This is a genomic window from Ensifer sp. EB106-05-01-XG146, assembly GCF_058791875.1.
The window spans coordinates 792,384-818,915 of sequence record NZ_JBYTDX010000001.1 but is presented as its reverse complement, the minus strand read 5'-3'; the positions used below and the strand labels follow the sequence as shown (position 1 = coordinate 818,915).

Annotated in this window: 26 protein-coding genes and 1 tRNA gene; 14 read left to right on the top strand and 13 right to left on the bottom strand. The window is 61.0% G+C overall.

The genetic code is table 11. The features are described from left to right. Positions 1–3: 3 nt before the first annotated feature. Complete coding sequence (locus AC3WVQ_RS03920; protein WP_090294642.1) at positions 4–525, top strand: BA14K family protein; 522 nt, start codon at positions 4–6, stop codon at positions 523–525. Between the two features lie 160 nt (positions 526–685). After that, positions 686–1,573 carry an alpha/beta fold hydrolase gene (locus AC3WVQ_RS03915; RefSeq protein ID WP_090294643.1) on the top strand — a complete coding sequence of 296 codons (888 nt, stop codon included), beginning with the start codon at positions 686–688 and terminating at the stop codon, positions 1,571–1,573. A 151-nt stretch (positions 1,574–1,724) separates the two neighbouring features. On the opposite strand, the gene AC3WVQ_RS03910 is transcribed toward AC3WVQ_RS03915, so the two are convergent. The 5 genes from AC3WVQ_RS03910 to AC3WVQ_RS03890 form a co-directional block, all read right to left on the bottom strand. After that, the gene (locus AC3WVQ_RS03910) at positions 1,725–2,765 is read right to left on the bottom strand and encodes a porin (protein ID WP_034804167.1); all 1,041 of its coding nucleotides are present in this window, start codon (positions 2,763–2,765) and stop codon (positions 1,725–1,727) included. A 115-nt stretch (positions 2,766–2,880) separates the two neighbouring features. Next, positions 2,881–3,765, bottom strand: a complete 885-nt coding sequence (locus tag AC3WVQ_RS03905; RefSeq protein ID WP_492382917.1) for a tyrosine-type recombinase/integrase — start codon at positions 3,763–3,765, stop codon at positions 2,881–2,883. 223 nt (positions 3,766–3,988) lie between these two features. Next, positions 3,989–5,035, bottom strand: coding sequence for a porin (locus AC3WVQ_RS03900; RefSeq protein ID WP_492382598.1), 1,047 nt, complete (start codon positions 5,033–5,035; stop codon positions 3,989–3,991). 660 nt (positions 5,036–5,695) lie between these two features. After that, positions 5,696–5,785 (bottom strand) — tRNA-Ser (locus AC3WVQ_RS03895). A 186-nt stretch (positions 5,786–5,971) separates the two neighbouring features. Beyond that, the gene (locus AC3WVQ_RS03890) at positions 5,972–8,191 is read right to left on the bottom strand and encodes a caspase family protein (RefSeq protein WP_060522094.1); all 2,220 of its coding nucleotides are present in this window, start codon (positions 8,189–8,191) and stop codon (positions 5,972–5,974) included. 291 nt (positions 8,192–8,482) lie between these two features. On the opposite strand from AC3WVQ_RS03890, the gene AC3WVQ_RS03885 reads away from it, so the two are divergent. From AC3WVQ_RS03885 to AC3WVQ_RS03875, 3 genes are all read left to right on the top strand, one after another. Then, complete coding sequence (locus AC3WVQ_RS03885; RefSeq protein WP_090294647.1) at positions 8,483–8,839, top strand: hypothetical protein; 357 nt, start codon at positions 8,483–8,485, stop codon at positions 8,837–8,839. Between the two features lie 201 nt (positions 8,840–9,040). Next, on the top strand, positions 9,041–9,418 hold the full coding sequence (locus AC3WVQ_RS03880; RefSeq protein WP_034804171.1) for a PilZ domain-containing protein: 378 nt from the start codon (positions 9,041–9,043) through the stop codon (positions 9,416–9,418). Between the two features lie 120 nt (positions 9,419–9,538). Then, entirely contained in the window at positions 9,539–10,654 is a 1,116-nt protein-coding gene (locus AC3WVQ_RS03875) for a pyridoxal phosphate-dependent aminotransferase (RefSeq protein ID WP_090294648.1), read from the top strand. Positions 10,655–10,705: 51 nt separating this feature from the next. Here the strand turns inward: AC3WVQ_RS03875 and AC3WVQ_RS03870 are convergent, their stop codons facing one another. After that, positions 10,706–10,972, bottom strand: a complete 267-nt coding sequence (locus tag AC3WVQ_RS03870; RefSeq protein WP_034804178.1) for a sel1 repeat family protein — start codon at positions 10,970–10,972, stop codon at positions 10,706–10,708. A gap of 595 nt (positions 10,973–11,567) precedes the next feature. Here AC3WVQ_RS03870 and AC3WVQ_RS03865 point away from each other — a divergent pair. From AC3WVQ_RS03865 to AC3WVQ_RS03845, 5 genes are all read left to right on the top strand, one after another. Then, positions 11,568–11,909: a DUF2147 domain-containing protein gene (locus AC3WVQ_RS03865; RefSeq protein WP_034804181.1), complete on the top strand. Its 342-nt coding sequence runs from the start codon at positions 11,568–11,570 to the stop codon at positions 11,907–11,909. A 314-nt stretch (positions 11,910–12,223) separates the two neighbouring features. Next, a complete protein-coding gene (locus AC3WVQ_RS03860; RefSeq protein WP_034804185.1) occupies positions 12,224–12,397 on the top strand; it encodes a hypothetical protein in 174 nt (57 codons plus the stop codon). A gap of 72 nt (positions 12,398–12,469) precedes the next feature. Beyond that, a complete protein-coding gene (locus AC3WVQ_RS03855) occupies positions 12,470–12,646 on the top strand; it encodes a hypothetical protein (protein ID WP_162728748.1) in 177 nt (58 codons plus the stop codon). Positions 12,647–12,791: 145 nt separating this feature from the next. After that, positions 12,792–13,112 (top strand): YnfA family protein, encoded by a 321-nt coding sequence (locus AC3WVQ_RS03850; RefSeq protein WP_034804329.1) that lies wholly within the window; start codon positions 12,792–12,794, stop codon positions 13,110–13,112. 83 nt (positions 13,113–13,195) lie between these two features. Beyond that, the gene (locus tag AC3WVQ_RS03845; protein WP_034804189.1) at positions 13,196–14,698 is read left to right on the top strand and encodes an AMP nucleosidase; all 1,503 of its coding nucleotides are present in this window, start codon (positions 13,196–13,198) and stop codon (positions 14,696–14,698) included. Positions 14,699–14,739: 41 nt separating this feature from the next. Here the strand turns inward: AC3WVQ_RS03845 and AC3WVQ_RS03840 are convergent, their stop codons facing one another. Next, positions 14,740–15,693 carry a lysylphosphatidylglycerol synthase domain-containing protein gene (locus AC3WVQ_RS03840; RefSeq protein WP_034804192.1) on the bottom strand — a complete coding sequence of 318 codons (954 nt, stop codon included), beginning with the start codon at positions 15,691–15,693 and terminating at the stop codon, positions 14,740–14,742. Positions 15,694–15,823: 130 nt separating this feature from the next. Here AC3WVQ_RS03840 and AC3WVQ_RS03835 point away from each other — a divergent pair, with 130 nt between their 5' ends. Both AC3WVQ_RS03835 and AC3WVQ_RS03830 read left to right on the top strand, forming a co-directional pair. Further along, positions 15,824–16,801 carry a glycosyltransferase family 2 protein gene (locus AC3WVQ_RS03835; protein WP_034804195.1) on the top strand — a complete coding sequence of 326 codons (978 nt, stop codon included), beginning with the start codon at positions 15,824–15,826 and terminating at the stop codon, positions 16,799–16,801. Beyond that, complete coding sequence (locus tag AC3WVQ_RS03830) at positions 16,794–18,323, top strand: ArnT family glycosyltransferase (protein ID WP_090294652.1); 1,530 nt, start codon at positions 16,794–16,796, stop codon at positions 18,321–18,323. Before AC3WVQ_RS03835 ends, AC3WVQ_RS03830 begins: the two co-directional genes overlap by 8 nt. On the opposite strand, the gene AC3WVQ_RS03825 is transcribed toward AC3WVQ_RS03830, so the two are convergent. Then, entirely contained in the window at positions 18,260–19,183 is a 924-nt protein-coding gene (locus tag AC3WVQ_RS03825; RefSeq protein ID WP_090294653.1) for a diacylglycerol/lipid kinase family protein, read from the bottom strand. The genes AC3WVQ_RS03830 and AC3WVQ_RS03825 overlap by 64 nt on opposite strands. A gap of 167 nt (positions 19,184–19,350) precedes the next feature. Then, entirely contained in the window at positions 19,351–19,824 is a 474-nt protein-coding gene (locus tag AC3WVQ_RS03820; protein ID WP_060522089.1) for an Lrp/AsnC family transcriptional regulator, read from the bottom strand. A 152-nt stretch (positions 19,825–19,976) separates the two neighbouring features. On the opposite strand from AC3WVQ_RS03820, the gene AC3WVQ_RS03815 reads away from it, so the two are divergent. Further along, positions 19,977–20,885 (top strand): DMT family transporter, encoded by a 909-nt coding sequence (locus tag AC3WVQ_RS03815; RefSeq protein ID WP_090294654.1) that lies wholly within the window; start codon positions 19,977–19,979, stop codon positions 20,883–20,885. Positions 20,886–20,958: 73 nt separating this feature from the next. On the opposite strand, the gene AC3WVQ_RS03810 is transcribed toward AC3WVQ_RS03815, so the two are convergent. The 3 genes from AC3WVQ_RS03810 to AC3WVQ_RS03800 all read right to left on the bottom strand — a co-directional run bounded on the left by AC3WVQ_RS03810 (position 20,959) and on the right by AC3WVQ_RS03800 (position 23,761). Further along, positions 20,959–21,846: an ABC transporter permease gene (locus tag AC3WVQ_RS03810; protein ID WP_060522087.1), complete on the bottom strand. Its 888-nt coding sequence runs from the start codon at positions 21,844–21,846 to the stop codon at positions 20,959–20,961. Positions 21,847–21,958: 112 nt separating this feature from the next. Further along, positions 21,959–22,957: an ABC transporter substrate-binding protein gene (locus AC3WVQ_RS03805; protein ID WP_034804335.1), complete on the bottom strand. Its 999-nt coding sequence runs from the start codon at positions 22,955–22,957 to the stop codon at positions 21,959–21,961. A 231-nt stretch (positions 22,958–23,188) separates the two neighbouring features. Then, entirely contained in the window at positions 23,189–23,761 is a 573-nt protein-coding gene (locus AC3WVQ_RS03800; RefSeq protein ID WP_090294655.1) for a CGNR zinc finger domain-containing protein, read from the bottom strand. A gap of 91 nt (positions 23,762–23,852) precedes the next feature. Between AC3WVQ_RS03800 and AC3WVQ_RS03795 the strand changes: the two genes are divergently transcribed. Further along, entirely contained in the window at positions 23,853–24,758 is a 906-nt protein-coding gene (locus AC3WVQ_RS03795) for an alpha/beta fold hydrolase (protein ID WP_090294656.1), read from the top strand. An 83-nt stretch (positions 24,759–24,841) separates the two neighbouring features. Here the strand turns inward: AC3WVQ_RS03795 and AC3WVQ_RS03790 are convergent, their stop codons facing one another. Further along, positions 24,842–26,503 (bottom strand): electron transfer flavoprotein-ubiquinone oxidoreductase, encoded by a 1,662-nt coding sequence (locus AC3WVQ_RS03790; RefSeq protein ID WP_192370710.1) that lies wholly within the window; start codon positions 26,501–26,503, stop codon positions 24,842–24,844. Positions 26,504–26,532: the final 29 nt, after the last annotated feature.

The window sequence follows — 26,532 nt, the reverse complement described above, 5'->3', positions numbered from 1 at the left end:
GTTATGAAGACCTTGACAATCGTCGCCCTTTCGCTGGCGACCGCCTTGAGCAGCGTGCCGCCCGCCGGCGCGTTCCCGAGCGCTCCGCCGATCGTCTCCGGGACGACCAATGTCCAACAGGTTCAATTCTCCTACGAGCGCGGCGAAGAACGCAAGAGCCGATCCAGTTGCGCCGTTCCCTATTGCGAACTTCGCGGGCGACATGGCTATTATCGGGATCGCGACTACCGCGACTACCGCGACTATAATCGCAGCGGGTACTACCGCGACAGATACTACCGGGATCGATATCGCCGCCACTATGACCACGACGACAACGACGTCGGGGCGGTGATCGGCGGACTGGCCGCAGGCGCGATCATCGGCGGTTTGTTGAGCCAACCGAGATACTACAACGGACCAAGAGCCGTCAGCGGCAATGCACACCAGCGCTGGTGTTATGCGCGCTATCGTTCCTATAGGGCCTGGGACAACAGCTACCAGCCCTATGGCGGCCCGCGACGCCAATGTAGCTCGCCCTATTGAGCTAAAAAGTTGTTGAGCAGACCGCTGCCAACGCAAGGGGAAAAGTCACATCCGTTGGCTATCGCCAGCCACGCTCGGGCCGCCGAACAGCTATGTCGGCCCGAACAACTTGCTCCTCACCTTCAAACGGATAGATTTTAGCTGTCCGAGAGGGAGCAGCATGGGCCAAGACGTATTCCAAGAGCATAACTTCCGTAGTTCCGATGGGCTGCTTCTCTACGCCCGAAGCTACGGCCCTCCCCCTTCGCCATCCGCGGCGACACCAATCATCTGCCTCCCGGGCCTCACCCGCAACAGCCGGGACTTTCACGAACTCGCAAGCTTTCTTTCGACGTCACGGGGCATTCCCGTCATCGCACTGGATTATCGGGGGCGCGGCAACTCGGAACGCGACGCTGATAAGAGCCACTACACGGTGGTCGTCGAAACGACCGATGTGATAACGGCCTGTGCTCACTTTGCGGTCGAAAAGGCAATCTTTATCGGCACATCGCGAGGTGGCCTGATCCTCCACAACCTCGTCGATCGCGCCCCTTCGTTGATTGCAGCCGCAGTGCTCAACGATATCGGGCCTGTGATCGAAATTGAAGGTCTGCTTGCGATCCGGGATTACCTCAACTCCAGCGCCGCTCCGCCAAGCTGGGCGAAGGCACCCGGCTACCTGAGGACACTGCACGGCGGCGACTTTCCAGTCTTAAGCGACGGCGACTGGTCGGACATGGCCAAAGCGATTTTTCGCGACGAGGACGGCATCCCGGTTCCCGATTTCGATCCAGCAATCGCGCAGTCCCTGCGCGGATTGACACGCGAAACACCATTGCCCGATCTGTGGACACCCTTTGACGCCATGAACCAGGTCTCCCTGATGGTCGTCAGGGGCGAGCATTCGCGGCTTCTTTCAGAGACGACAGTGCGCGAAATGCGCCGACGACATAATGCGATGACCGCCTTCATCGCGCCTGGCCAGGGCCATGCGCCGCTGCTTCATCTGGACGGTCCACGCGACGCCATCACCGCATTTCTAAACGACCTCGCGCGCTCGCGCTGACCCAAGGAAGCCGCGCCGACGCGGTCTTTACTCCCTGATCTCCTCAAGCACGATGATGCAAGTGCAGGACCAAAATTCATGGTGCCATACCAAAACGAAAAAACCCGGCTCGAAAGCCGGGTTTCTCTCTTCTGACCGAGGTCAGACGATCTTAGAAGTCGCGCTGCAGGCGGACGAAGCCGAATACCTGATCCTGTTCGCCGTCAGCATCTTCGTACTGAACCGACACGCGGGTCGCGAGACCTTCGGTGATCTTGTAGTCGAGCGTGACGCCAGCGCGCCATGCGTCGTCACCGCTGAAGTCGGTGAGCGAGCCGTGGCTCAGGTTGTCGAAGTACTGAACGCCGGGGGTGATGGCCAGCTTGTCGGTCGCGTTGAAGCGGTACGACGCAGCAACGGTCCACTCAGACTTTTCCCAGTAAGCGTTCGGGTTCGAAGCCCAGATACCAGCAACCTGGAAGACGCCCGGGCCGAGGTCAGCCGAGAGCAGAGCGCGGATTGCGCCTTCTTCGAGTTCAGAGTCGTAACCGCCGAGCAGGTCGAAGGAAACGCCGCCGAGCGAAGCCGAAACGATACCGGAAACGCCAACACCGTTCGACTTGGTCGAGGTGCCTTCGAGTTCGTCAACCGAGAGACCGGCCTGGAACGAACCGCCGTCGTAGAGGTAGGCGATCGAGTTGAATTCGGTGAAGTTGCCGAGCGAGTCGGTTTCGCCGTTCAGGCCCTTATCCCACCAGTTGTAGAAGAAGCCGGCCTTGAGGCCACCGAGCTGGATGTAGGCTTCGTCAACGTCGATGAAGCTGTCGCCGATGTCGGTGTCGTTGTCAGCGTTGAACTCAGCAGCGAAGAAGCCAGTGAGCGTGCCGTATTCGGTGTCGCTCTTGGCGTCGAACGAGATGTAAGCGCGGGAGAAAACGTCCCAGTCCGACGTGGACTGACCGCCCAGGTTGCCCTGGTTGTAACGGCTGTCAGCAGCGTCTTCACCGAACGAACCCTGAACACGGATGAAGCCGCCGATCTTGAGGCAGGTTTCGGTGCCCGGGATGTAGAAGTAGCCAGTGCCGAAAGCGTCGCAAACGCGAACGTATTCCATGGGCTCCGGCTCTGCTGCGACGATAGCGTCGGCTGCCTGAGCGCCGGAAACTGCTGCGAGAGCTGCAGCGGAGCCGAGAAGAAGGCTCTTGATGTTCATTTCTGACCTCCAGTCAGAATCGGAAATTTTTCCGCATCTGACTGATCGGCTCGCCAGCTAAAGTTCAGCACAGCGACCTTGCTGGTGAGTCATGCCGAGGGACCAGTAGCGAGTGTTATTTCAGATGGCGCTCAAGCACCGGAACGCACATGTCGAGATCGTGCGAGGCCAGGTGGGCGTAGCGCATTGTCATCTCGAGTGTCTGATGCCCGAGCCACATTTGCACCCGCCGAAGGTCGATGCCGCCGCGCACCAGTCGAGACGCGCAGGTGTGCCGTAGGACATGCGGGACAATATCCTCTTCCGCGCCTAGTCCGGCCTCTTGTTTTGCTGCGTTCCAGACCGCACGGTATTTTTGAGGGTCAACCGAAGAGAATGGTCCGGGAGACCTATCGGCAAGCAGGTTCATCGCATCTTTCGCTCTGGCGGTGAGCGGCACAGTGCGACTGCGACCGGATTTGGTGACCCAGAATGTCACGCGGCCCTCATAAATATCATTCCATTTGAGAGCGATGGATTCGCCGAGGCGGGCGCCGGTGTCCACGAGGAAGATGGAAAGCTGCAAATAGAGCTCCGAACGGTTGCCGATTTCTCGGAACAACGCTTCCTCTTCGGCGGCCTCTAGAAAGCGGAGGCGTCCGGCTCTTTCTTTTTGTCGCTTGAACTCGGGCAAACTGTGGATGTCACCCATCTTGTACGCTTTCCGCAGCAACTTACTCAGCGCCGCCATCTTCCTGTTGATGGTTGCGTTGCTGTTGCCGCGTTTGCGTAGTGCGCCGATAAGGCTGTCGAGTATGTCGTGTGAGAACGTTGTGAACCTGATGCCGATCAAAATCTCGTCAAGTTCGCCGATGAAGGCTTTTACGTTATATTTGTGGCTGCCCTCTTCCCACAACACATCGGCATAGCGCTGAAGCAGTTCGCCCAGAGTGGTTTCCTTCACCATCCCGATCGGGCGTTGCGGGCTAAAACTGTAACTGACTTCATATCCCGAACGCATATCCGGAAAGCTGAAGTCGCCCGCTTGTTTTTCAGCGTCCTGTCCCACGCTCGCAGTTTCCCTCTCCCTCTTGCGAATGAGGCCGAGAAACCAGCTATGTTCAAGCCAATGCCTTCACCTTGGGCGAATCCGGTGGCTCGATGACATGCAAACGTTGCGAAACAGCAACAGCCCGCAACTCGAAAGAGTTGCGGGCCACGCTTCTGACCGAAGTCAGACGATCTTAGAAGTCGCGCTGCAGGCGGACGAAACCGAATACCTGGTCGTCGCCGTTGTCTTCATCTTCGTACTGAACCGACACGCGGGTAGCGAGGCCTTCGGTGATCTTGTAGTCAACCGTTACACCAGCGCGCCATGCATCGTCGTTACCGAAGCTGGTGAGCGAATCCTGCAGGCTGCCGAAGTACTGAGCGCCAGGAGTGATGGCGAGCTTATCCGTAGCGTTGAAGCGGTACGAAGCAGCAACGGACCACTCGGAACGTGCCCAGTAAGCGTTCGGGTCGGAAGCCCAGATACCAGCGAGCTGGAAGACGCCCGGACCGAGGTCAGCCGAAAGCAAGCCGCGAACTGCGCCTTCTTCGAATTCAGTGTCGTAGCCGCCGAGCAGGTCGAAGGAAACGCCGCCGAGCGAAGCCGAAACGATACCGGAAACGCCAACACCGTTCGACTTGGTCGAGGTGCCTTCGAGTTCGTCAACCGAGATACCAGCCTGGAACGAGCCGCCGTCATAGAGGTAGGCGATCGAGTTGAATTCCGTGACGTTGCCGAGCGAGTCGGTTTCGCCGTTCAGGCCCTTATCCCACCAGTTGTAGAAGAAGCCGGCCTTGAGGCCACCGAGCTGGATGTAGGCTTCGTCAACGTCGATGAAGCTGTCGCCGATGTCGGTGTCGTTGTCAGCGTTGAACTCAGCAGCGAAGAAGCCGGTGAGCGTGCCGTACTCGGTGTCGCTCTTGGCGTCAAACGAGATGTAAGCGCGGGAGAAAACGTCCCAGTCCGAGGTGGACTGATCGCCCGGGTTGCCGTCAAATTCCTGGTTGTAACGGCTGTCAGCAGCGTCACGACCAAACGAACCCTGAACACGGATGAAGCCGCCGATCTTGAGGCAGGTTTCGGTGCCCGGGATGTAGAAGTAACCAGTGCCGAAAGCGTCGCAAACGCGAACGTATTCCATGGGCTCCGGCTCGGCTGCGACAATTGCGTCGGCTGCCTGAGCGCCGGAAACTGCTGCGAGAGCTGCAGCGGAGCCGAGAAGAAGGCTCTTGATGTTCATTTCTGACCTCCAGTCAAAAGTTTCAAACGGGTCTGGGTATTTTGCTGAAGGACAGCTTTCCCTGCCCCATCCCCAACGTTCAAGAAGTCGGACGATCAACCGCCCTTGCTTCCGGAGTTGAAAATACAAGACCGGATCACCGGCGCAACGTCCAACTAGCGAGTTCACGTCCTTTGCATCGCCCTTCGCCGAGGCCTGTTGCTGAAACGACACAAAATCGCCGCAGACCCCCGCAGAAAATTAACAAAGCATTAAGAAAACCCTTTAGCGACGGGGGGTTAGCATAAGGAAGGTGGGGGTCGCCTGTTTCAGAAAGAGGCAGAAACCCGCCCAAAACAGGGGAAAAGCTGGACGCGAACCCCGTTTCAGATGTCCAGTGAATGCCTAAAACAGCATTCGCTCCAAGAAAGCGCTTGGTGGAGAAAGGATGGCGGCCTGAGGAATCAGCAGAATCAACGCAGAGATTCGGCAAACGCCCCGACCAGGTGATTCTGGACGATGCAAAGATCAGCACCAGCACCAAGAATGCACGGGCGCCCCTGGCGACGACTGCCGCCACGGCCAACGAACCACAACAAATGAAATTCAGTCGCGAGATAGCCGAGACCAGATGCTCGCTCGAAGGGCGGGGTGCAAAGGACATGGGGCTATTTGGGATAATGGCGGAGAAGAAGGGATTCGAACCCTCGATACCGTTTCCGGTATACTCCCTTAGCAGGGGAGCGCCTTCGACCACTCGGCCACCTCTCCGTTAGCGCCTGACTAGTGTCACTCAGCGGCCAATGCAAGATTTTTTTGTCGGTTTCCGGGAAATCCTCGCATTTTCATGTGGGCCGCGATCGGCAACCCGTCGTGCCGCGTCGTGTTCGCCCTCATCTCCGCAGGCAAGACCAGCGTACGCAGCGATGTGATTCCGCATCGGCGCACGCGTGCTGCCTACGATTTGCGCGCGAGGCGCTCGATTGCCTGTTGGGTCGCCGCGCCGAACTCGCCGTCGACCGGACCACCATAATACCCGCGGTCCTTCAGCAGGTTCTGCATTTCCTTGCGGAATGCGGGCGTGAAATTGTTGGGCTGGCTCTTCAGTTCATCGAGTTTCGCCGGATCGCCGCCCTCGACGCTGGCTGCAGCCCAGCGAACCGCCTCCTTCGCGTCCGCCTTGGTGCCGAGGCCGTAATCATAGAGGCGACTGAGGTTGCCCATCGCATAGGCGCTGCCGGCGTTGGCCGCCATCTCATACCAGGTGCGCGCCTGCACATAGTCCTGCGCGACACCATTGCCGATATCGTAGAACCAGCCGAGCAGTGCCATGGAATAGGAATCACCCACGTTGGCCGCCTTCTCGTACCAGACCTTGGCTTCCGGGTAGCTCTGCTCAGTCCCCAGCCCGTTCTGATAGGCCCAACCGAGCGACGACATGGCGTTGGCGTCGCCGCTTTCGGCTGCCTTCTTATACCAGGCGAGCGATTGTTGGAGGTCTTTCGGCAGGCCAAGACCTTCGCGATAGAACCAGCCCATCGTCGCCATGGCATTGGCATAGCCCTGATTGGCCGCCAGTTCATACCACCGGGCGGCTTCCGCATAGTCCTGCGCGATGCCGTCATAGCCCTCGCGATAGAGCCAGCCGAGCGAGGCCTGCCCATAGGCATTGCCGGCGCGGGCCGCCTGGTCGAACATGCGCTTGCCCTCGTCGACGTCCACCGGCCCATCGGTCCCGTATACCGAGAACCACGCGAGATTGGTCAACGCATACATGTTGCCGCCGTCGGCCGCCTTCCGGTAGTTGCGCCGCGCCTCGACATAATTCCGCCCGGCGTCCTGCGCGCGCCCCAACATATTGACGAGCATCATATCGTCAGGGTTTTCGTTGACGGCTTGGGCACAGGCGGTGAGCGCCCTTTCGGCGTCGAGCTTCAGGAAATTGACCCCGAGGAAACCGGGCATCGACTGCGGCTCGCCGGCAAGCAGATAGCAATCGCGCGAAGCCTGGGTGTCCTTGCCGGTCGGCGAGACGTTGAGGCCCTTCTGTGGCTCGAGGGCCGCAATTTGCTGCTCGGCCTCCGCCTTGTGCTTGCTGTCAGGGTAGCGCTCGATGAAGCGCGTCAGCGCCGCCGCATCGGTCGACTGCTTCAAGGCGTCCCAGGCAATCTCGTCCGGCGTCACGCTCGATGTCTGCTCGGCTTCGCTCAAGAGCTTCAACTTCTTTTCGGCGAGCATCTTGTAGACCGGGTCCGAACCATGCTTGGCCAGGAAGGCGGTCAACAGGTCCTTGTCCGCGAGATCGCGGATGTTCTGCCAGTCGGCAGCCGCCTCGGATTGGCTGTTGGGCGACAGCTGTCCGCCATTGTTGGTGACGGTGATGTTCACCTCTTTGATGTTGAGAAAGATCTGGGCGCCGCCGAGCGAGCCGTAGACGAAAGGCTCCTGGCCGCGATTGGTCACCGACACCACCTCGTCGCGAACCTTTCCAAGCGCGATGCGGACATCGACGCCCGGTTCCGTCAGATACTTGGCGAGTGCCGTGGCGAAGGGGCTGTTCTTGCCCTCCCCGTCGAGCGCGACCGTGCCGGCCTTCGAGGCGAAGGCGACGAGCAGATCGGCCGATTCGGGCTCGACGCGCGCCAGTCCGCGCGAAACGGCCCTGGTCGAGATCGAACGCGTCATGCTCTGCTCGAAAGGATTGTTGCGACAGGCGTCGAGAATCACCAGCTTGAGCTTGGTCGCGCCTTCGAGCGAACGCTGAACTCGATCGAGGCCGATCGCCTCGTCCTCGATATCCTTGTCAGTCTTCAGTTGCGCGTCGACGGGAAGCAGGAAGTTCTCGCCATTCATCTCCATGCCATGGCCTGAGTAATAGACGATCGCAACTTCGGCACCGGTCGCGAGATCCTCGAAGTCGCGCAGGGCCTTGACCATGTCCTGGCGACCGACGTCGTGCACCGTCGTCACCGAGTCGAACCCGGCATCCTCAAACGAAGCCTTCATCAGTTCGACGTCGTTGGCGGGGTTGTTGAGCGGCGACGTCGCTTCATATTTCTCATTGCCGATCAACAGCGCGACGCGTTTTGCCGCCCATGCCCCTGATGGCATCGACACAAGCAGCGCCACACAGACGATCGAAAGCGGCAGCCACCGCCGCGCAAGCCCCAAGGCCATGTTATTCCCTCCAGCACCGATCATCGTCTTCCGCCTTGCCCAGCGTGAACGACAGGCGATGCCTCGCCCGATTACCCTCGGAGGCGGCCATCGGCGCCCCGCTCATGTCTAATGAAAGTATTACGTATGAGGTTGGGGCTTTCAATGTGCGCACCTGCCATAATTTAGCGACAACGCTTGCCGATGGCACAAGGTCGAAGCAAGGCGGCGTGCTTAGCTCGATCACGGGGGCAGCGAGTCCGCCAAGAACACCACAGATCCGCCGAGGGCTGCGCTGATACGGAGCTTGCCATGTCGATGAAAATGCATGTCGCCGAGGGAAAGCCAGGCCAGCTCGCCACGACCCACCAGCATTATTTCATCGAGCGGCCGTGCAGGATCCTCGTCATTGGCCAGCACCTGAGAGCCAAGACAAAGTATCGGTGCCTGCTGCGCCATATCTCTATTGCCGGCGCGATGCTCGACTTCAATGCGACGATCCCGCTGCCGAAGCACTTCTTCCTCGAGATCGAGGGCTTCAAGGAAGAGATCGGTTGCTCCGAGGTTTACCGTGAGAGAGCGGAACTCGGGGTGCGTTTCAACATGCTGCTTTCGGCAGATTTCCTGAGACGCCTGATCCGCATGCAGTTTTCCAGCGGCGGACTTTGATCTCCTCAAATCAAGCGAGCCCCGACATTAGATTTTTAGTGATCGATTTCAGGGGATTGCAAGTTTCTTCTGCAAGACTGATTCTAGCATCGGTGGAAATCGTCCACCGATATGATGTGGGACAAATGAATTGTCCGGGGTCCACGAATGCGGTCAAAGGTTGATCGTGCCGTGCGACCCGGCACTGGCGGAGAAAGACGCATGCAGAACCAGACCATGTATTCCTGCGTCCCCTCGCCATTTTACGAGCGGCGCTACGAGCGTTTCAACATCGGCCATGCGGGCACGCTGACCGCCGTGCAGCCGGGGCTCGGAAGCGTCTCGGTCCGGTCCTGCCGGATGATCGACATATCGCGCGGCGGCGCGAGCTTTGCCGTCGACACCAATATCGGTCTGCCGCAACATTATTATCTGCACATCGTCGGCACTTCGCTTCGGATCGGCTGTGCAGAGGTCTATCGCAACGGCGAGCGCATCGGCGTCCAGTTCATCAAGCCGATCGAGCAGACCTTGCTGCGCGAAATCATCCGGCAGGAGTTCTTCACCGGGCAGGTCAAGAACGCAAAGCCGCGGCGATAGGCAACCCGCAAGACGAAAGGCGGCGGATTCCCGCAGCTTTTCTTTCGGGAACGATTCCGAATTGCCAAAGCATGCGATAAGTTCCCCCGTACGTCATCCGAACGGGGCCTTATCTTCAGCATGTCCGCATTCTCTCGCTTCACGCCGCTCATCCAATCCCTACCATCCACCATCCCCTTTGTCGGGCCGGAGGCGATCGAACGCCAGCGCGGGCGCGCGATCGCGGCGCGCATCGGCGCCAATGAAAGCGGCTTCGGTCCGGCGGAGAGCGTGCTTTCAGCGATGAGAGAGGCATCCAGCGGAACCTGGAAATATGCTGACCCGGAAAATCACGATCTGAAACAGGCGCTTGCAGCCCGTCTCGGAACCAGCCCGGCCAATCTCGCGATCGGCGAAGGCATCGACGGCTTGCTCGGCCAGATCGTCCGCATGGTGATCGAGCCGGGCATGCCGGTCGTCACCTCGCTCGGGGCTTACCCCACCTTCAACTACCACGTCGTCGGCCATGGCGGCCGGCTCGTCACAGTGCCCTATGCGGGGGACCGGGAAGACCTCGACGGGTTACTGGCAGCCGTGAAGCAGGAAAATGCGCCGCTCGTCTATTTCGCCAATCCCGACAATCCGATGGGAAGCTGGTGGTCGGCCGAACGCATTGTCGAGTTCGCGAGGGGCCTGCCCGAAACGACGCTGTTCATTCTGGATGAAGCCTACTGTGAAACCGCACCGGCCGAAGCGCTACCACCGATCGACGCCCTGATCGACATGCCGAACGTGGTGCGCACGCGCACGTTCTCGAAGGCCTACGGGCTTGCGGGTTCGCGTGTCGGCTATGTGGTCACCACGCCGGGCACGGCCCAGGCTTTCGACAAGATCCGCAACCATTTCGGCATGAATCGGATCGGCGTCGCCGCGGCAATCGCAGCGCTTGCGGACGAGGTGTATCTGAAGGAAGTGACGGCCAAGATTGCGGCGTCGCGGCAGCGAATTGCTGCTATCGCCACGCAAAATGGCCTTGCCCCGCTCGTCTCAGCCACCAACTTCGTGGCCGTCGATTGTGGCCGGGACGCGGTCTATGCCCGCGCGATCGTCGATACCTTGATGAGCGACCACGGCATCTTCATAAGAATGCCGGGGGTGGCGCCGCTCAATCGCTGCATCCGGATCAGCACCGGACCGGAGACGGAGATGGTCCTGCTCGAAGCGGCTATGCCCGCGGTCCTGAAGAAACTCGCCTGACCCCTTTTCTCAAGGCCCAGCTTGCGGCGCCGTCGGGCGCCGCCCGTCCGATCAGTGAACCGTCATCCATTCGCGAGCTGCGCGCAGCGCCGCTGCGAGGTCCGGCTTGCTCATCGTCATCGCCAGGTCGGCGCGCAGATCGACGGCGCGGTCGCAACCCTTGATCGCCGCGATGTTCAGCCACTTGTGGGCGGCGACGAGATCGACCGGGCGACCGTGGCCGGTCGCATAGGCCAGACCCATGTCGCAAAAGACTTCCGCCTGGTTGTCACCACCCATCGCGGCATCCGAAGCAATCTGCATATCAAAACGTGCCATTGTCGTGTCCCTGTCTTGCCTGGTTGGTTTTTCCGAAGCGGCCCGCCCGTTTGGGGCGGACCATGCTCCAGATCAGCACTTGTTTTGGTCCCTGTTCGACCTTGCCTCTTTGCGGGCCTTTCCGAAGCGCGCCGTCTTTTTTGCGGTGTCGTCTTCGGTGGTTTTTCGGAGCGTTTCGTTCCGCTCGTCTTATGGCTTCACTATGCCTGACGGGCTTCAATGGGCGCTTAAAATGCATGCTTAATTTGCGACAAACAAAGTTCAAACGCTTGGTAAACTTGAGTTTTTGTTAAACATCGGAAGGCCTGAAATCGCGCGCATTCGCCTCAAAATTTACGAAAAATTCAATCGACGATTTCAACCAAACGCTAACCACGAAAAGATCGGCGCCAGAAAAGTCCGCGCAATTCCTTGCGCAAGAAGCGCTCAAAACCGCCCAGGAAAAAGCGGCAAAGGCCGCGATTCGGCTGGTTTACCTTTACGTGCGCGTAAGCTATCTTGCCCGCGGCGGTGAGGAGACTGCCTTTTCATACGAGGACATCTTGAGCTGCCGGCGGAGCGGACCACGCCGGCAGCCTCAATCTGGAGGACACGAATGCTACGTACATTGCTCATCACCGCGACGCTGGCTCTCGGCATTGCCGGAACCGCCGCGGCGGCGGAACCGATCTTAGGCAACTGGAAGACGGCGAGCGGCGCCACGGCGGAAATCGCCCCCTGCGGCGGCGCCTTTTGCATCACGCTGAAGACCGGCAAGCATGCCGGCAAGCGCATCGGCAACCTTTCGGGCACCGATGGCAGCTACTCGGGCGAGATTACCGATCCGGACACCGACAAGACCTATAGCGGCTCGGGCGCTGTCAACGGCAATTCGCTGAAGATGAAGGGCTGCGTGCTGAAGGTGCTGTGCAAGTCGCAGACATGGACCCGTCTCTAACAGAGCCGGCGCGGCAGAAATCGCCGCTACGATTACGACGATGAAAGGGCAGCCGATGGCTGCCCTTTTTTATGGGCGCGAAGGATCTGCCGAGCGGCCTTTCGCCGGCGCCCTCAACCGGCCTTTTGAAATGGCCCGAGCATACGCCTTCCGTTTCGACGGACAGTGCCACCGGGGTCGGCCGGCTCTCGGCTCCGTGGGCGTACAACCGAAGATGAACGCCAGATGAACGGACATCTCAGCATCAATTCAGTTTGGGTATGCGAAAACACACTCAATCGATTTGAACCTGCCTCCAAACAACGGACAGAACCATGGATATCCTCGCTCGGCGCCTCACCATCATCAGCCTTCTGATGGTCGTTTTCGCTGTCACTCTTGCAGCTGCAGTCAGCGCTGACACCGAACGTCGCCGCAGCAACACCTATCTCGGTTCGCTGACCGATTGCACCGCCCACACGGCACAGTACTGCCAGGCCAAGCTCTAACGCAGCCAGGCAGGCTAAGTTCCAGAGCCTCAACTGAAACCGATCACTTCGTGGTCTGATGGAGAGACGAACATGCTGGCAGCACTTTCGACTTCGGCCTTTCTGTCGCTGCGCGTCCTGGCGCTTGCCAGCCTGCTGATGGCGCCGGTCGGGGCGCTCGCCTATTCCAAGGCCAGCGGCACGGGCGTCGGCAAGCAGGGCGCGGGCCTTGTCCTCTTCGTCACCCTGCAGCGCCAGGCCATGACCTGACGGATCGTTGCGGATCGGAACTACGAGCTGAAAGGGGCGCACATTGCGCCCTTTTGTTTTAACCGGCTTGCGCATCGGCGAGCCGCTTTCCTATCCTTGGTTTTCCAGAGGATTCGTCTCAGCCAAGGCCACCAGACCCGAACCGATGCCCGCCTATCTCATCTATGCCCTCGCCGCCCTTGCAGAAATTGCCGGCTGCTTTGCCTTCTGGGCCTGGCTGAAGCTCGACAAGTCTGCGCTCTGGCTTGTTCCCGGAATCGTCTCGCTGGCGCTCTTTGCCTGGCTTCTGACCTTGATCGACAGCCCCGCGGCCGGCCGCGCCTATGCGGCCTATGGCGGCGTCTATATCGCCGCATCGCTCATCTGGCTCTGGCTGGCGGAAGGCGTCAGACCGGACCGCTGGGATCTTGCCGGCATGACGGTTGCGCTGATCGGCAGTGCGATCATCCTCGCCGGCCCGCGTTGAGCGACGGGCCTCAAATCGCCCCGCGGTTGTGCGTGCCGCCATCTTGTCGTTTGCTTGTCAGAAGCCGCAGCCTATAATGCGACATGAACAAGCGAATCTCTTCACACTCCGTCCTTTCCACAGCAACGCCCGAGCCTTTCGAGCCGCAGTATTTCGATGATCCTGCGGCCGCAGTCGATTGCCTCGAGGCGCTTTACGAGCGCAATACCCGGTTCCTCTGCGAGGCGTTCGAGGGGCTGGGCAAGGGCGGCAAGCCGTTGACCCGTTATCGCGCCTGCTACCCGCAGGTCAGCATCGAGACGAGCAGCTTCGGCCATGTCGATTCCCGTCTTTCCTATGGTTATGTCAGCGCGCCCGGCGTCTATACGACGACGATCACGCGGCCAAAACTCTTCCGGCACTATCTGAAGGAACAGCTCGGGTTGTTGACGCGCAACCACGGTCTCGGCATCACGGTCTCGGAATCGGCCACCCCGATCCCGTTGCATTTCGCCTTCGGCGAAAGCGCCTATGTCGAGGCATCGGCCGCCAATGCCATCGACATCCCCTTGCGCGACCTGTTCGACGCGCCTGATCTGACGACCACGGACGATGAGATCGCCAACGGTTCCTACGAACCAGGTCCGGGCGAACCGTCGCCGCTTGCCCCGTTCACGGCGCAGCGCATCGACTATTCGCTGGCGCGCCTCAGCCACTACACGGCGACGAGCGCCAATCATTTCCAGAACTTCGTGCTCTTCACCAACTACCAGTTCTATATAGACGAATTCTGCGCTTGGGCCCGCCAGCAGATGGCGGAAGGCGGCAACGGCTACACGGCCTTCGTTGAGCCCGGAAACATCATTACGCCCGCCGGGGCCGACAAGCCGGAGACGGACTTTACCCTTCCGCGGTTGCCGCAGATGCCGGCCTATCACCTGAAGAAGAAGGGCCACGGCGGCATCACCATGGTCAACATCGGTGTCGGCCCGTCCAACGCCAAGACGATCACCGACCATATCGCCGTGTTGCGCCCGCACGTCTGGCTGATGCTGGGCCACTGCGCCGGCTTGCGCAACAGCCAGCGGCTCGGCGACTACGTGCTTGCCCATGCCTATATGCGCGAGGATCACGTGCTCGACGACGACCTGCCGGTCTGGATCCCGCTGCCGGCGCTCGCCGAAGTGCAGGTGGCGCTGCAGGATGCCGTAGCCGAAGTGACCGGTTATCGGGACTACGATCTCAAGCAGATCATGCGCACCGGGACCGTCGCCACCATCGACAACCGCAACTGGGAGCTTCGCGACCAGCGTGGCCCGGTCAAGCGCCTGTCGCAGGCGCGCGCCATCGCGCTCGACATGGAATCGGCAACGATCGCCGCCAACGGCTTCCGTTTCCGCGTGCCCTATGGAACGCTGTTGTGCGTCTCCGACAAGCCGCTGCATGGCGAACTGAAGCTGCCGGGCATGGCAACGGCCTTCTACAAGACGCAGGTCAGCCAGCATCTGAAGATCGGCATCCTGGCGCTGCAGAAGCTCGCGGCGATGCCGCCGGAAAAGCTGCATTCGCGCAAGCTCAGAAGCTTCTACGAGACCTCGTTCCAGTAGAGGTCAAAACCTCGCTAGGACATTGCCCCACGGCACGGCGTCTAGCGACGTTTCCCCAAAACCATCGACAACAGCGTGCCCGCGACTGCGGACACGATGATCAGGAGATGCGCGTTGACGCCGGCGGTCGCCAGCAGTTCGAGGCCCGCCCGGCCGGCGGGGGCGCCGAAGGAAACGGCACCGGCCGCAATCGCTGCCGGATAGGTGCCGACGCCAGCCGGCGCATGCATCGGCAGCACCGAAGAAAGCTCGCCTCCGAGCGCGCCGCCAAAACAGGCCGCAAGCGGCGCAACTCCCATGAACGCCAGCACCCAGGCGAGCACGATTACCTTGACGGCCCAGTTGAGGATGGTCATGCCCCAGGCGCGCAGGAACGCAGCCACGGTGCCCGGCAGGCCCGCCTCCAATTCCTCGACGACCGGCTCGAACTTTGCCGGCAGGAGCCTGCGCGCCAGCGCGATTGCGTGGTCCTTCAAGAGAAAGAAGAGAAGCGGCGAGGCAAGCGCCGCAAACCAGACGAGCCAGAGCCCGATCGACCCTCTGCCGAAGACCAATCCGACGACGGCCACGACGAGGAGCGCATGCAGGTCGAGCAGGCGCATGACCAGAAGAGCGGCCGTCCCCCTGGCGAGCGGGACAGAAAACTCCGAACGCATCAGGAGAGGAAAGCTGGTCTCGCCGGCCCGAAACGGCAGCATGATGTTCAGGAGATTGTGGACCTGGGTGACCCGAAAGAGCGGCAGGAAACGCCCCGACGTTTCGCTCGGGAAGTAATCGTAGATGCGATAGCAGCGAATGAAGTAGGTCGCGATGAGCAGCAAGAGGGCCGCAGATGCGGCACCAACGCCGATTTCGGACCACTGGCGCAAGAGCGCTGACCAGCCCCAGAACCACTCAACGAAGGCCGCGTAGGCCGCAATGGCGCCCGCCGACAGCAATGTCATCCGGTTGCGGACGAGCCAGGATCGCCGGTCAGGCTCGCAATCCGATGTCATCAGGCCTCGATTTCCCGTGTTGAAGGGCAAGATTGAACGTTGGTTATCACCGATAACTGTGCAAGAAAACGATTATGTAAGCAGTCCAATTCTTGCGGCAGCGTGAGCGCCGTATGTATGAGCGGTTCCCATGCATCCCATAGAGCTATCCGTCGTCATTCCCGTATTCAACGAAGAAGACAGCATTCAGCCGCTGATTACGCGGGTCCGCGATGCGCTGGCGAATTTTCCGTCCCCCTGGGAACTGATCCTCGTCGACGACGGCAGCACCGATCGAACGCTTGTGAATGCAAGAAAGGCCCTTTCCGATCCCGGCATCGACCTCAAGATCGTTGAACTGCAAAAGAACTTCGGACAGACGGCCGCGATGCAGGCGGGCATCGATGCCGCCACCGGCCGCCTGATCGCCACGCTCGACGGCGACCTGCAGAACGACCCGGCCGATATTCCCGAGATGGTCACAGCGATCGAGGAGCGTCAGCTCGACCTGCTCGTCGGCTGGCGAAAGAACCGGCAGGATGGCCTGCTCCTTCGGAAAATCCCGTCCTGGTGCGCCAATCGCCTGATCGGCAAGATCACCGGCGTCCGGCTTCACGACTATGGCTGCAGCCTGAAGGTCTATCGCGCGTCCGTCATCAAGCAGGTGAAGCTGATGGGCGAAATGCATCGCTTCATCCCCGCCTGGGTCGCAGGCGTCGTGCCGAGCAGCCGCATCGGCGAAATGCCGGTCACCCACCACGCACGGCAGCATGGCCAATCCAAGTACGGGATCTCCAGAACCTTCCGGGTGATTCTCGATCTTTTGTCGGTGCTGTTCTTCATGCGTTACAAGGCGCGCCCGGGACACTTCTTCGGTTCGATCGGCCTTGCGACGGGGGCGCTCAGCGCCCTGATCCTGCTCTATCTCGGCTTCGACAAGTTCGTGCTCGGCAACGATATCGGAACCCGCCCGATGCTGATCGTCGGTGTGATGTTGTTCCTGTCGTCGGTTCAGCTCATCACCACGGGCATCCTCGCGGAAATGATGGCGCGCACCTATTTCAGCGACGACGGCACGACGAACTATATCGTCCGGCAGGTCTTCGTGCGGGACCAGACAGATGCTTGAGGCCGTCAACCGCCGGCCAAACCTGATCCTTGCGCTGATTGCGGGCTACTTCCTGCTTTGCATCGCACTGAGGCTTTCCGCTTCGACTTCGCTCGAGATCGACGAATCCGAGCAGGCCTATGTCTCGCAGTTCCTGATGCTCGGCTACGGCTCGCAACCGCCTTTCTACAATTGGCTGCAATACGGGCTGACCTCGCTGCTCGGCCCGTCAGTGGCGACGATGACCGTACTCAAGAACGGCCTATTGTTCCTCTGTTGTCTCTTCTTCGGCCTTGCATCCCGCGAGGTTCTCGGCGACCGGCGCCTTGCAGCCATCACGACAATGGGCGTCCTCGCTCTGCCGCCGATCTTCCTGCTTGCCCAGCGCGACCTCTCGCACACGGTCGCCGCGCTATTTGCCGTTTCGCTCTTCCTGTACGCATTCCTGCGGACGATGAGCCGGCCGACCTTCTTTGCCTACACTCTTACAGGCGTCGCCGTCGGGATCGGCGTCATCTCAAAGTACAACTTCGTGATCGTTCCGGTCGCGGCGATCGTCGCGATCCTGCCCGAACCGAAACTTCGCGCCCGGCTCTTCGACTGGCGCATCCTTGTCGCAATCGCAGTCTGCGCGCTGATTGCCCTGCCGCACGGCACCTGGGTCCTGCAAAATATCGGCGCCGCGTCGAGCAATACCTTCAAGGAAATGGGAACGGGGCAGGAAGCCGGTTTCGTGTCGAAGGCGTTGAAGGCGATCGTCGCGCTCTTTGCCTCGACGCTTCGCGGCTCAGCGATCATCCTCGCCGTCTTCGCCCTCGTGTTTCGCAAGGACCTGCCGGCGATCTGGCGCGCCGACAGCCTCTGGGCTCGGGTCGTCGGGCGCATGCTGGTCCTCTGTCTCGGCGCCGTTCTCGTCATCATGCTGGTCACCGGCGCCACCCATATGCGGGAAAAGTGGCTGGTTCTCTTCCTCGTCCTGCTGCCGCTCTATCTGGCCCTCAAGGTCAAGGCGTCCGGCGTTGACACCACACGTAGCGTCCGGCCCGTCGCCCTCTTTATCGGCTTCGTCATCGTGACCACGCTGGTCGTGGTGTCTACCCGCGCAGTCGTGCGGCCTTGGTTCGGCAAGGTTTCGAGACTGAGCATCCCCTACAGCAGCCTCGTCGACACCATCGTTCAGCAGCAGGGACGCGAACCGGCGATGGTTCTGGCCACCAACAAGCAGGTGGCCGGCAATCTGCGAACGCGCCTGCACGGGGCCAAGGTCTACGTGCCCGGCAACAACAGCAGCCCGGCGATCGGTCAGCTGGCCGGGCCGCTTCTCGTTGTCTGGACCAACGACGGCAAGGCCGATGCAGCGCCACCGGCGCCACTCGTCGATGTCCTCAAATCCTTCGGCGTGCCGGAAACGCACTTGCAGCCGCAGCAACTCGCCCTGCCCTATCTCCACGGCACGCTCGAGGATCGCTACAGTTTCGGCTACTTCTGGATCGACGATCCGTCGCGATCCGCGCCGACGAGCAGCTTGAGTTCGCCAGGGTGAATGCGCAGCGCGACGTCGCGGCCCATGGGCAGAAGTTCGCCGTCGATGACGCAGTTGATCTTTCGTTCGACCTTCGGAAAATGCAGATCGAGGGCATGACCGCTCATGGCGGTAATCAGCGGACTGTCGCGAAACTTGCCGCGCATTACATCGAGCGCGAGCTTGGCGACACCCGGCGGGCTCAGCGGCGGCGCCGTGTAAAAGCCGAGATGGCCGGCGGTCACGTCGTCCGCATACATCAGCGTGTCGCGGCCGAACGGATTGTTGGAAACCGAGACCGCCGAGACATGACGGCTCTCCTTGTGACCATCGACATCGAACTCGATCTCGAAATCCGGAGGATTGAGAATCACTCCGACTGCGGCGCGGGTGCTGGCGGCGATCTTTCCCGCTCTTGAGCGAAAGCTGTAGGATTCGCGGTAGCGCACCATGCGCGCATGCAGCCCCATGGAGAATTGATGCACGAACGCACGGCCATCGGCGCTGCCGATGTCACCGTCGATGATCACGCCATTCGCCAGCACTTCCGGCACTTTCCAGATATCGAGCGGCAGCTTCAGCGTGCGGGCAAAAAGATTCATCGTTCCGGCGGGAACGACGCCGAGCGGCATGCGGTTCTTCCAGGCGACGCCGGCGGCGGCCGAAATCGTGCCGTCACCTCCGCCGGCAAGAATGGCGTCGAGGTCGTCGCGACGGCAGGTCCGCTCCAACGCCTCTTGCATCTCGTTTCCGGAAACCGCTGCAATCTCGATCTGGTGGCCTGCGGCCTGGAAGACCTCTTCGACCTTCTGGCCATAGGCGGCTATGTCCGTCGTGCGGAACGTTCCGCCGTCGCGATTGAAGATTGCCTTGATTTTCATGAACGGCTCGTCGGCTCCATTGCCGCGGCAATGCGGCTCACCGCGATCAGATAAGCGCGATTGCGGCCAATTCCAGAACCTTACCGAAACTTAACGGGAGCGCCGGTCGTTCGTCCGCTCCATCACGACCAGCACAACAGAAGCCGAGTGTCACAGCAATGCAGCGATCAGCGCGGTTCGGGCAACTTCAGCGGTCCGCCTGTCTTGATCGAGCGGATGGCGAAATTGGACCGGATGTCGGTGACGCCGGGCAAGGCCAACAGCGTCTCGGTCAAGAGTTTCTCATAGGCAGGCAGATCCTCGACGACGACCTCGGCGAGGAAATCGGCATTGCCGGAGATCAGGAAGCAGGAGACCACCTCGGGGATGGCGAGCAGCGCCTCCTGCTGCTGCTGTGCGTTCTCGCGGCTATGGCGCCCAACCTTGATTTCGACGAAGACCGTCAGCCCGAGACCGGCTTCCTTACGATCGATGTCGGCCCTGTAGCCGCGCAGGATGCCGGATTTTTCCAGGTTGCGGATGCGCCGCAGGCAGGGCGACGGCGAAAGATTGACCTTTTCGGCAATCTCGACGTTCGTTGCGCGCGCGTCCTCCTGAAGGATTCTAAGGATGGCGAGATCGAATTTATCGAGGCTTGGCATTTTTATGAACTTCGATTGTTGTTATTGGCACATTGTTGCTGACGATAGTCTATTTCGGGCATAAATCGCAAGGACATGCCCCGCTATCAGGGCGTAATCTTCCTTCCAGACCCAAAAGCCTCTCAGGTATCCAATTCGGGAAGGAAATTCAAATGGTTGCGCTCGCTCTCGATCGCGGCAATACGACGCCTGTCGCCGCCGGCTATGCCGGCGCCTTCGTAACCGTCCTCATCTGGGCGGGCTGGATACTGGCGACCCGCCACTCGGCCGGCACCGCGCTTGGCACGATCGACCTCGGGCTGATCCGCTACGGCGTGCCGGCGGTCCTTCTTGCCCCGGTCTGGCTGAAGACCGGGCTTCTGCCGCGCAAGCTGCCGCTGCTGTTGCTCGTCCTGATGGTCGCCGGTTCGGGCGCCCTGTTCTTCCAGGTCTCCGCCTTTGCGATCCACTCCGTTCCAGCTTCCTCGGTCGGCGTTCTCCTCGGTGGCTCGATGCCGCTTGCCACCGCGCTCATCGGCATCACGGTCTTCGGCGAGCGGCCGGACCGGATGCGCGTGCTCGGCTTTGCCGCAATCCTTGCCGGCGTCGCCATCCTCCTGGCGCGCAGCCTCGGAAGTGCGGCCTCGACCGGCTGGAGCGGCTATGCGCTGCTGCCGACTGCGGCGACCCTCTGGGCGATCTATACCCATGCCTTCCGCCGCTCCGGCCTCAGCCCGCTGCAGGGAAGCGCCCTGATCGCCATCTGGTCGTTCCTGATCCATCTCGGACTTGCCGCCTGCTTTGGAACCACCCTTGCCAGCGTTCCGGCCCAGGAGATCGCCTTGCAGGTCACCAGCCAGGGCCTCCTGTCCGGCCTCGTCGCCATGGTAGCCTACGGCTTTGCCGTGAAGAGCCTTGGCGGTACCCAGGCGGCCGCCTTCACGGCGCTGACACCGGTTCTCGCGATGATCGGCGGCGCCGTCCTGCTCGGCGAGCAGATCGGCCCCTTCGAGATCCTCGCCGCGGTCGTCACCGCTACAGGCGTCGCGCTTTCGACCGGCATTCTTTCGTCCAGGCCCTGAACGCAAAGCTCGTTAGAATGCGAAGGCCCCGGAGGTGTTCGCTCCGGGGCCTTTTTCTGTCTCGACGACAAGCTCAACCGTGAATGATTTCACGGTGTTTTTGCAGCCGGTGACCGTAGGCCTGGCTGACGCGATCGAAGATGATGGCAATGCCGACGATCGCAAGGCCGTTGAAGATGCCGAGCGTGAAGTACTGGTTGGCAATCGCCTTCAGCACCGGCTGGCCGAGGCCCTGAACACCGATCATCGAGGCGATGACCACCATGGCGAGCGCCATCATGATCGTCTGGTTGATGCCGGCCATGATCGTCGGCAAGGCGAGCGGCATCTGAACGTTCTTGAGCTTCTGCCACGCCGACGAACCGAAGGCATCGGCCGCCTCCAGCACGTCCTTGTCGACGAGGCGAATGCCAAGGTTCGTCAGGCGAATCATCGGCGGGATGGCGTAGATGACGACGGCGATCAGCCCCGGCACCTTGCCGATGCCGAGCAGCATGACGACCGGGATCAAGTAGACGAAGCTCGGCATGGTCTGCATCACGTCGAGGATCGGATTGACGATGTTCTGAAACCGATCCGAACGGGACATGACGATGCCGATCGGAATGCCGATGGCGATCGACAGCACGGTGCAGACGAAGATCATCGAGACCGTCTTCATCGTGTCGTCCCACATGTCGAAGTAGCCGATCAGAAGCAGCGTGCCGATGCAGCCGGCGACGATCTTCCAGTTGCGGCTTGCCACCCAGGCGATGAAAGCGATCAAGATCAGGATGATTGGCCAGGGCGTCTTCGTCATGAAGCGCTCCGACTGGATGAGAAAGAATTGCAAGGGCTCGAAGAAGCCTTCGATCGCGTCGCCATAGGCGCGCGTGAAGCCGCGAAATCCCTCGTCGATCGCCTTTTTCAAGGCTCTCAGGCTCTCGTCATCCATGTGTGGAAACTGGGTTAACCAGTCCATTCCATTTCCCCTTCAGATTTCGCCGGCCGCGATTGTTGTTTTGCCTTTGCCGGACCTCGAACGAAGAGGCGGCGCACATGACTGCGCCGCCCGCTGGTTATGACCATCGCGATCAGAGCGCGGCCTTCACCTTTTCGGCGACCTCGGGCGAAACCCACGGGGTCCAGATATCGGGGTTTTCCTGCAGGAAGTGCTTGGCGCCCTCCTCCCCGCTCGCCTGATTGTCGGTCATCCAGGCCATCAGCTTGTTGACCGTGTCGTTGGTCCAGGCGCGCTTGTTGAGGTAATCCATAGCCGGGCCGGCGCGATCGGCGAAGGCCTTGGTCACCAGCGTCTGGACCTTGTCCTTCGGCCAGTCGTTCTTCTTCGGATCCGGGCAATCGGCAACCGTGTTGCAGCGCTTCCATTCGGCCGGATCGGCGGCCACACCATGCTCGAGCTTCACCATCTCGTACTTGCCGAGAAGGGCCGTCGGCGCCCAGTAGTAGCCGACCCAGCCCTGCTTGCGCTCATAGGCCTTGGCGATCGAGCCATCGAGGCCGGCGGCCGAACCGGTATCGACCAGCGTGAAGCCAGCCGTTTCGCCGCCATAGGCTTTATAAAGCTGCGTCGTCACGACCGTGCCGCCCCAGCCCTGCGGGCCGTTGAAGACGGCGCCCTTGCTTGCGTCTTCCGGATCCGGGAACAGTTCCTTGTGCTTCAAGGCGTCATCGATCGTCTTGATGTCGGGATTGGCATCGACGATGTATTTCGGCACCCACCAGCCCTGGACGGCGCCATCGGAGAGCGCCACGGCGGCGCCGACGAGCTTGCCCTCCTCGAGGCCGCGATTGACGACATCCGGAAGCAGGTCGACCCAGCCTTCGGGTGCGACATCCGGCTGGCCCTTTTCGATCATCGAGGTGATCGTTGGCACGGTGTCTCCGACCACCAATTCGGCATTGCAGCCGTAGCCTTCCGTCAGGATGATCTTGTCGACACTCGCCAGCACCTCGGCGCTCTGCCAGTTCATGTTGGCGATCGTCACGTCGCCGCATTCGGCGGCCGAAGCTGCGCCGGCGAGGCCAAAGAGGCCCGCGGCCAGGCAAGTCGTTGCAAGAAGCTTCTTCATTTCCGTTCCCTTGTTTTGGCGGTGCATCCCGTCGCACTGCCGATCTCACCGCGGGGATCGACAGCGTCACAGGGCTCGGTCCAACTCAAGACAACAGGGACCGAACGGCCTGCAGATCCGTCGGCTTCAAGCCGATGACATCATGAAAGCTAACGGGCTTTTCCGGCAAGGACTTTCCCATTTGCGTCAACGGGTGCCTTTCCTAATATTTGCGCATCGCTGAAGTGGTCGTCAGAACGTTTTGCTGCGCTGGTAATAGCGCGACACGCGCACCCGGTTTCCGCAACGCGCCGCCGAGCACCAGCGCCGCCGGGCATTGCTGCCAACGAACAGCATGACACAATCCTCCGCCTCGCATTTGCGGATCAGCCTGGCGTCGCCGCCGGCAAGCAACGCCGCAGCGTCCTCGGCGAGGAAACCGGCTAGCTGGACCATGGGCTCCGCCGTTCTTTCGCTGACGAGCCGCGGCGGATCGGTCCAATCGAGACGGCGGACGACCGGTGCTGCCTCCATTGCCGCGTTAAGGCCCTCGATATCCGCGGCCGGAACAGGTTGCCTGTCCATCACATGTGCGATGGCCGACGCCACATGCGAGCGGACGGCAAGGACTGGCGCGAGATCGTCGGCGTCGGCCGCACCGATGCTGGCAAACGCGACATCCGACATGCGAGGCCCCTCCAATGCCAGCCAATGCGCGAGCCCGCCATCGGCCGCGAAGAGATCGACACGGCCGCTCGCGGTCAAAGGGCGAGTGTTGACGAGATCAAGAGCAAGGGACTCTCCGACGAAAGGAACCAGATCCATACAGGCCTCACATAATGCATAATTTCGATATTGACGCATTAGTTTTTCCGGCGCAATTCTAATGCATAAATATTGCCAATAGGAGTGTTAAATGAGCAGGCATAGCATTCCATCGATCCGGCACCGGTTCATCGAGGCCGGAGGCGTCCGGGTCTTCTACCGCGAGAGCGTGCCGACCGGAGCGCCGGCCGATTTCCCGACAATCCTGCTTCTGCACGGCTTCCCCTCGTCTTCCCACCAGTACCGGCGGCTAATGGACGCGCTTGGCAGCGACTACCGTCTGATCGCGCCTGACTATCCGGGCTTCGGGCATAGCGACGCGCCGACCTCGACGAACGAAGGCGGCAGTTTCGTCTACAGTTTCGACAAGCTGGCGGATGTCATGGAAGCTTTCGTGGATGCGCTCGCGCTGAAACGCTTCGTCCTCTACGCCTTCGATTTCGGCGCGCCCGTCGGGTTTCGTCTTGCAAGCAGAAAGCCCGAGCGCATTGCCGGGCTGATCGTCCAGAACGGCAATGCCTATCTGGAGGGGCTTTCCGACATTGCCCGCGACTTCATTGCGCTCAAATCCGAGGACGAAGGCGCTGAAGAGCAGGTGCGGCAGCTACTGACCTTGGAGATGACCCGTGCGCAATATGTCGGCGGGACGAAGGATCCGGACCTAGTCGCACCTGACGGCTGGACCATGGATCAGCACTTCCTCGATCGCCAGGACCGCCGCCAGCCGCAGATCGATCTTGCCTTCGACTACAAGAGCAACCTTGCCCGCTATGGCGAATGGCAAGAGTGGCTGCGCCGCGAACGGCCGCCGACCCTGATCACCTGGGGCCGTAACGATCCCTTCTTCACAGAGAAGGGCGCCCGCGCCTTCCTCACCGACCTTCCTGAGGCCGAGTTCCACCTGTTCGATACCGGCCACTTCGCGCTGGAAGAAAACCTGCCGGAGATCGCACCGCTGATTGCCGATTTCGTTGATCGCATCTGGGCGAAGGCATGAAACGACAAAGGCGCCGCGGCCAATGGCCGCCGGCGCCCTTGTAATCCTTTACGGGTCGAGATTCTGAGACCCGACTTCGAACATTACATATTCGGATAGACCGGGCCTTCACCGCCTTGGGGCGGCACCCAGTTGATGTTCTGGTTCGGGTCCTTGATGTCGCAGGTCTTGCAGTGCACGCAGTTCTGCGCGTTGATGACGAAGACTTGCCTGCCGTCCTTCTCCACCCATTCGTAGACCCCGGCCGGACAGTAGCGCGTCGACGGACCGGCATAGATGTCATGCTCGGAGCGCTTCTGCAGATCCATGTCCTTCACCTTGAGATGAACCGGCTGGTCCTCCTCATGGTTGGTGTTCGACAGGAACACCGAGGACAGCCGGTCGAAGGTCAGAACCCCATCCGGCTTTGGATAGTCGATCTTCTTGTGCTGCGCTGCGGGTTCGAGCGACTGCGCATCGGTCTTTCCGTGCTTCAGCGTGCCGAAGAAGGAGAAGCCGAACAGCTGGTTGGTCCACATGTCGAGACCGCCGAGCCCAACGCCGATCGCCGTGCCGAACTTCGACCACAGCGGCTTGACGTTCCTCACCCGCTTCAGGTCCTGGCCGATGGCGCTGTCACGCCAGCCGCGTTCGACCTCGATCGGCTCGTCATTGGCGCGGCCACTGGCGATCGCCGCTGCCAGCTTCTCGGCCGCGAGAATGCCTGAAAGTACCGCATTGTGGCTGCCCTTGATGCGCGGCACGTTGACGAGACCGGCCGAACAGCCGATCAGCGCGCCACCGGGGAAGGAGAGCTTCGGCACCGACTGGTAGCCGCCCTCGGTGATCGCACGCGCCCCATAGGACAGACGCTTGCCGCCCTCGAACGTGCCGCGGATCGCCGGATGCGTCTTGAAGCGCTGGAACTCCTCGAAGGGGAAGAGATAGGGGTTCTTGTAATTCAGGTGCACGACGAAGCCGACGGCGACCATGTTGTCTTCGAGGTGATAGAGGAAGGAACCGCCACCGGTCTTCATGCCGAGCGGCCAGCCGAAGGAGTGCTGCACCAGACCCGGGCGATGGTTCTCGGGCTTGACCTGCCAGAGCTCCTTCAGACCAATGCCGAACTTCTGGACGTCGCTGTCCCTGGAGAGATCGAACTTGGCGATCAGCTGCTTGGCGAGCGAACCGCGCACGCCCTCGCCGATCAGCGTGTATTTGCCGAGCAGCGCCATGCCGCGGGCGAAGTTCGGGCCCGGTTCGCCGTTCCGCTCGATGCCCATGTCGCCGGTGGCAACCCCGATGACCGCACCCTCGTCGTTGTAGAGCACTTCGGTGGCGGCAAAGCCCGGATAGATCTCGACGCCGAGTTCCTCCGCCTTTGTCGCCAGCCAGCGACAGACGAGCCCAAGCGATACGATGTAGTTGCCGTGATTGTTCATCAGCGGCGGCATCAGGAAGTTCGGCAGGCGGATCGAGCCGGCGGGCCCTAAGAACAGGAAATGATCGTCCGTCACCTCGGTCTTGAACGGATGGTCGGCGTCGGCGCGCCAGTCCGGCAGCAAGCGGTCGATGCCGATGGGATCGACGACGGCGCCCGACAGGATATGCGCACCGACTTCAGCGCCCTTTTCGAGCACGACGACCGAAAGCTCCGGATTGACCTGCTTCAGCCGGATCGCCGCCGCAAGACCCGCCGGCCCCGCACCCACGATCACAACGTCGAACTCCATGCTCTCGCGTTCGGGCAGGTCTTGTTCGGTCATACCGTCTCTCCAGTCTCACCGGTCTTCTG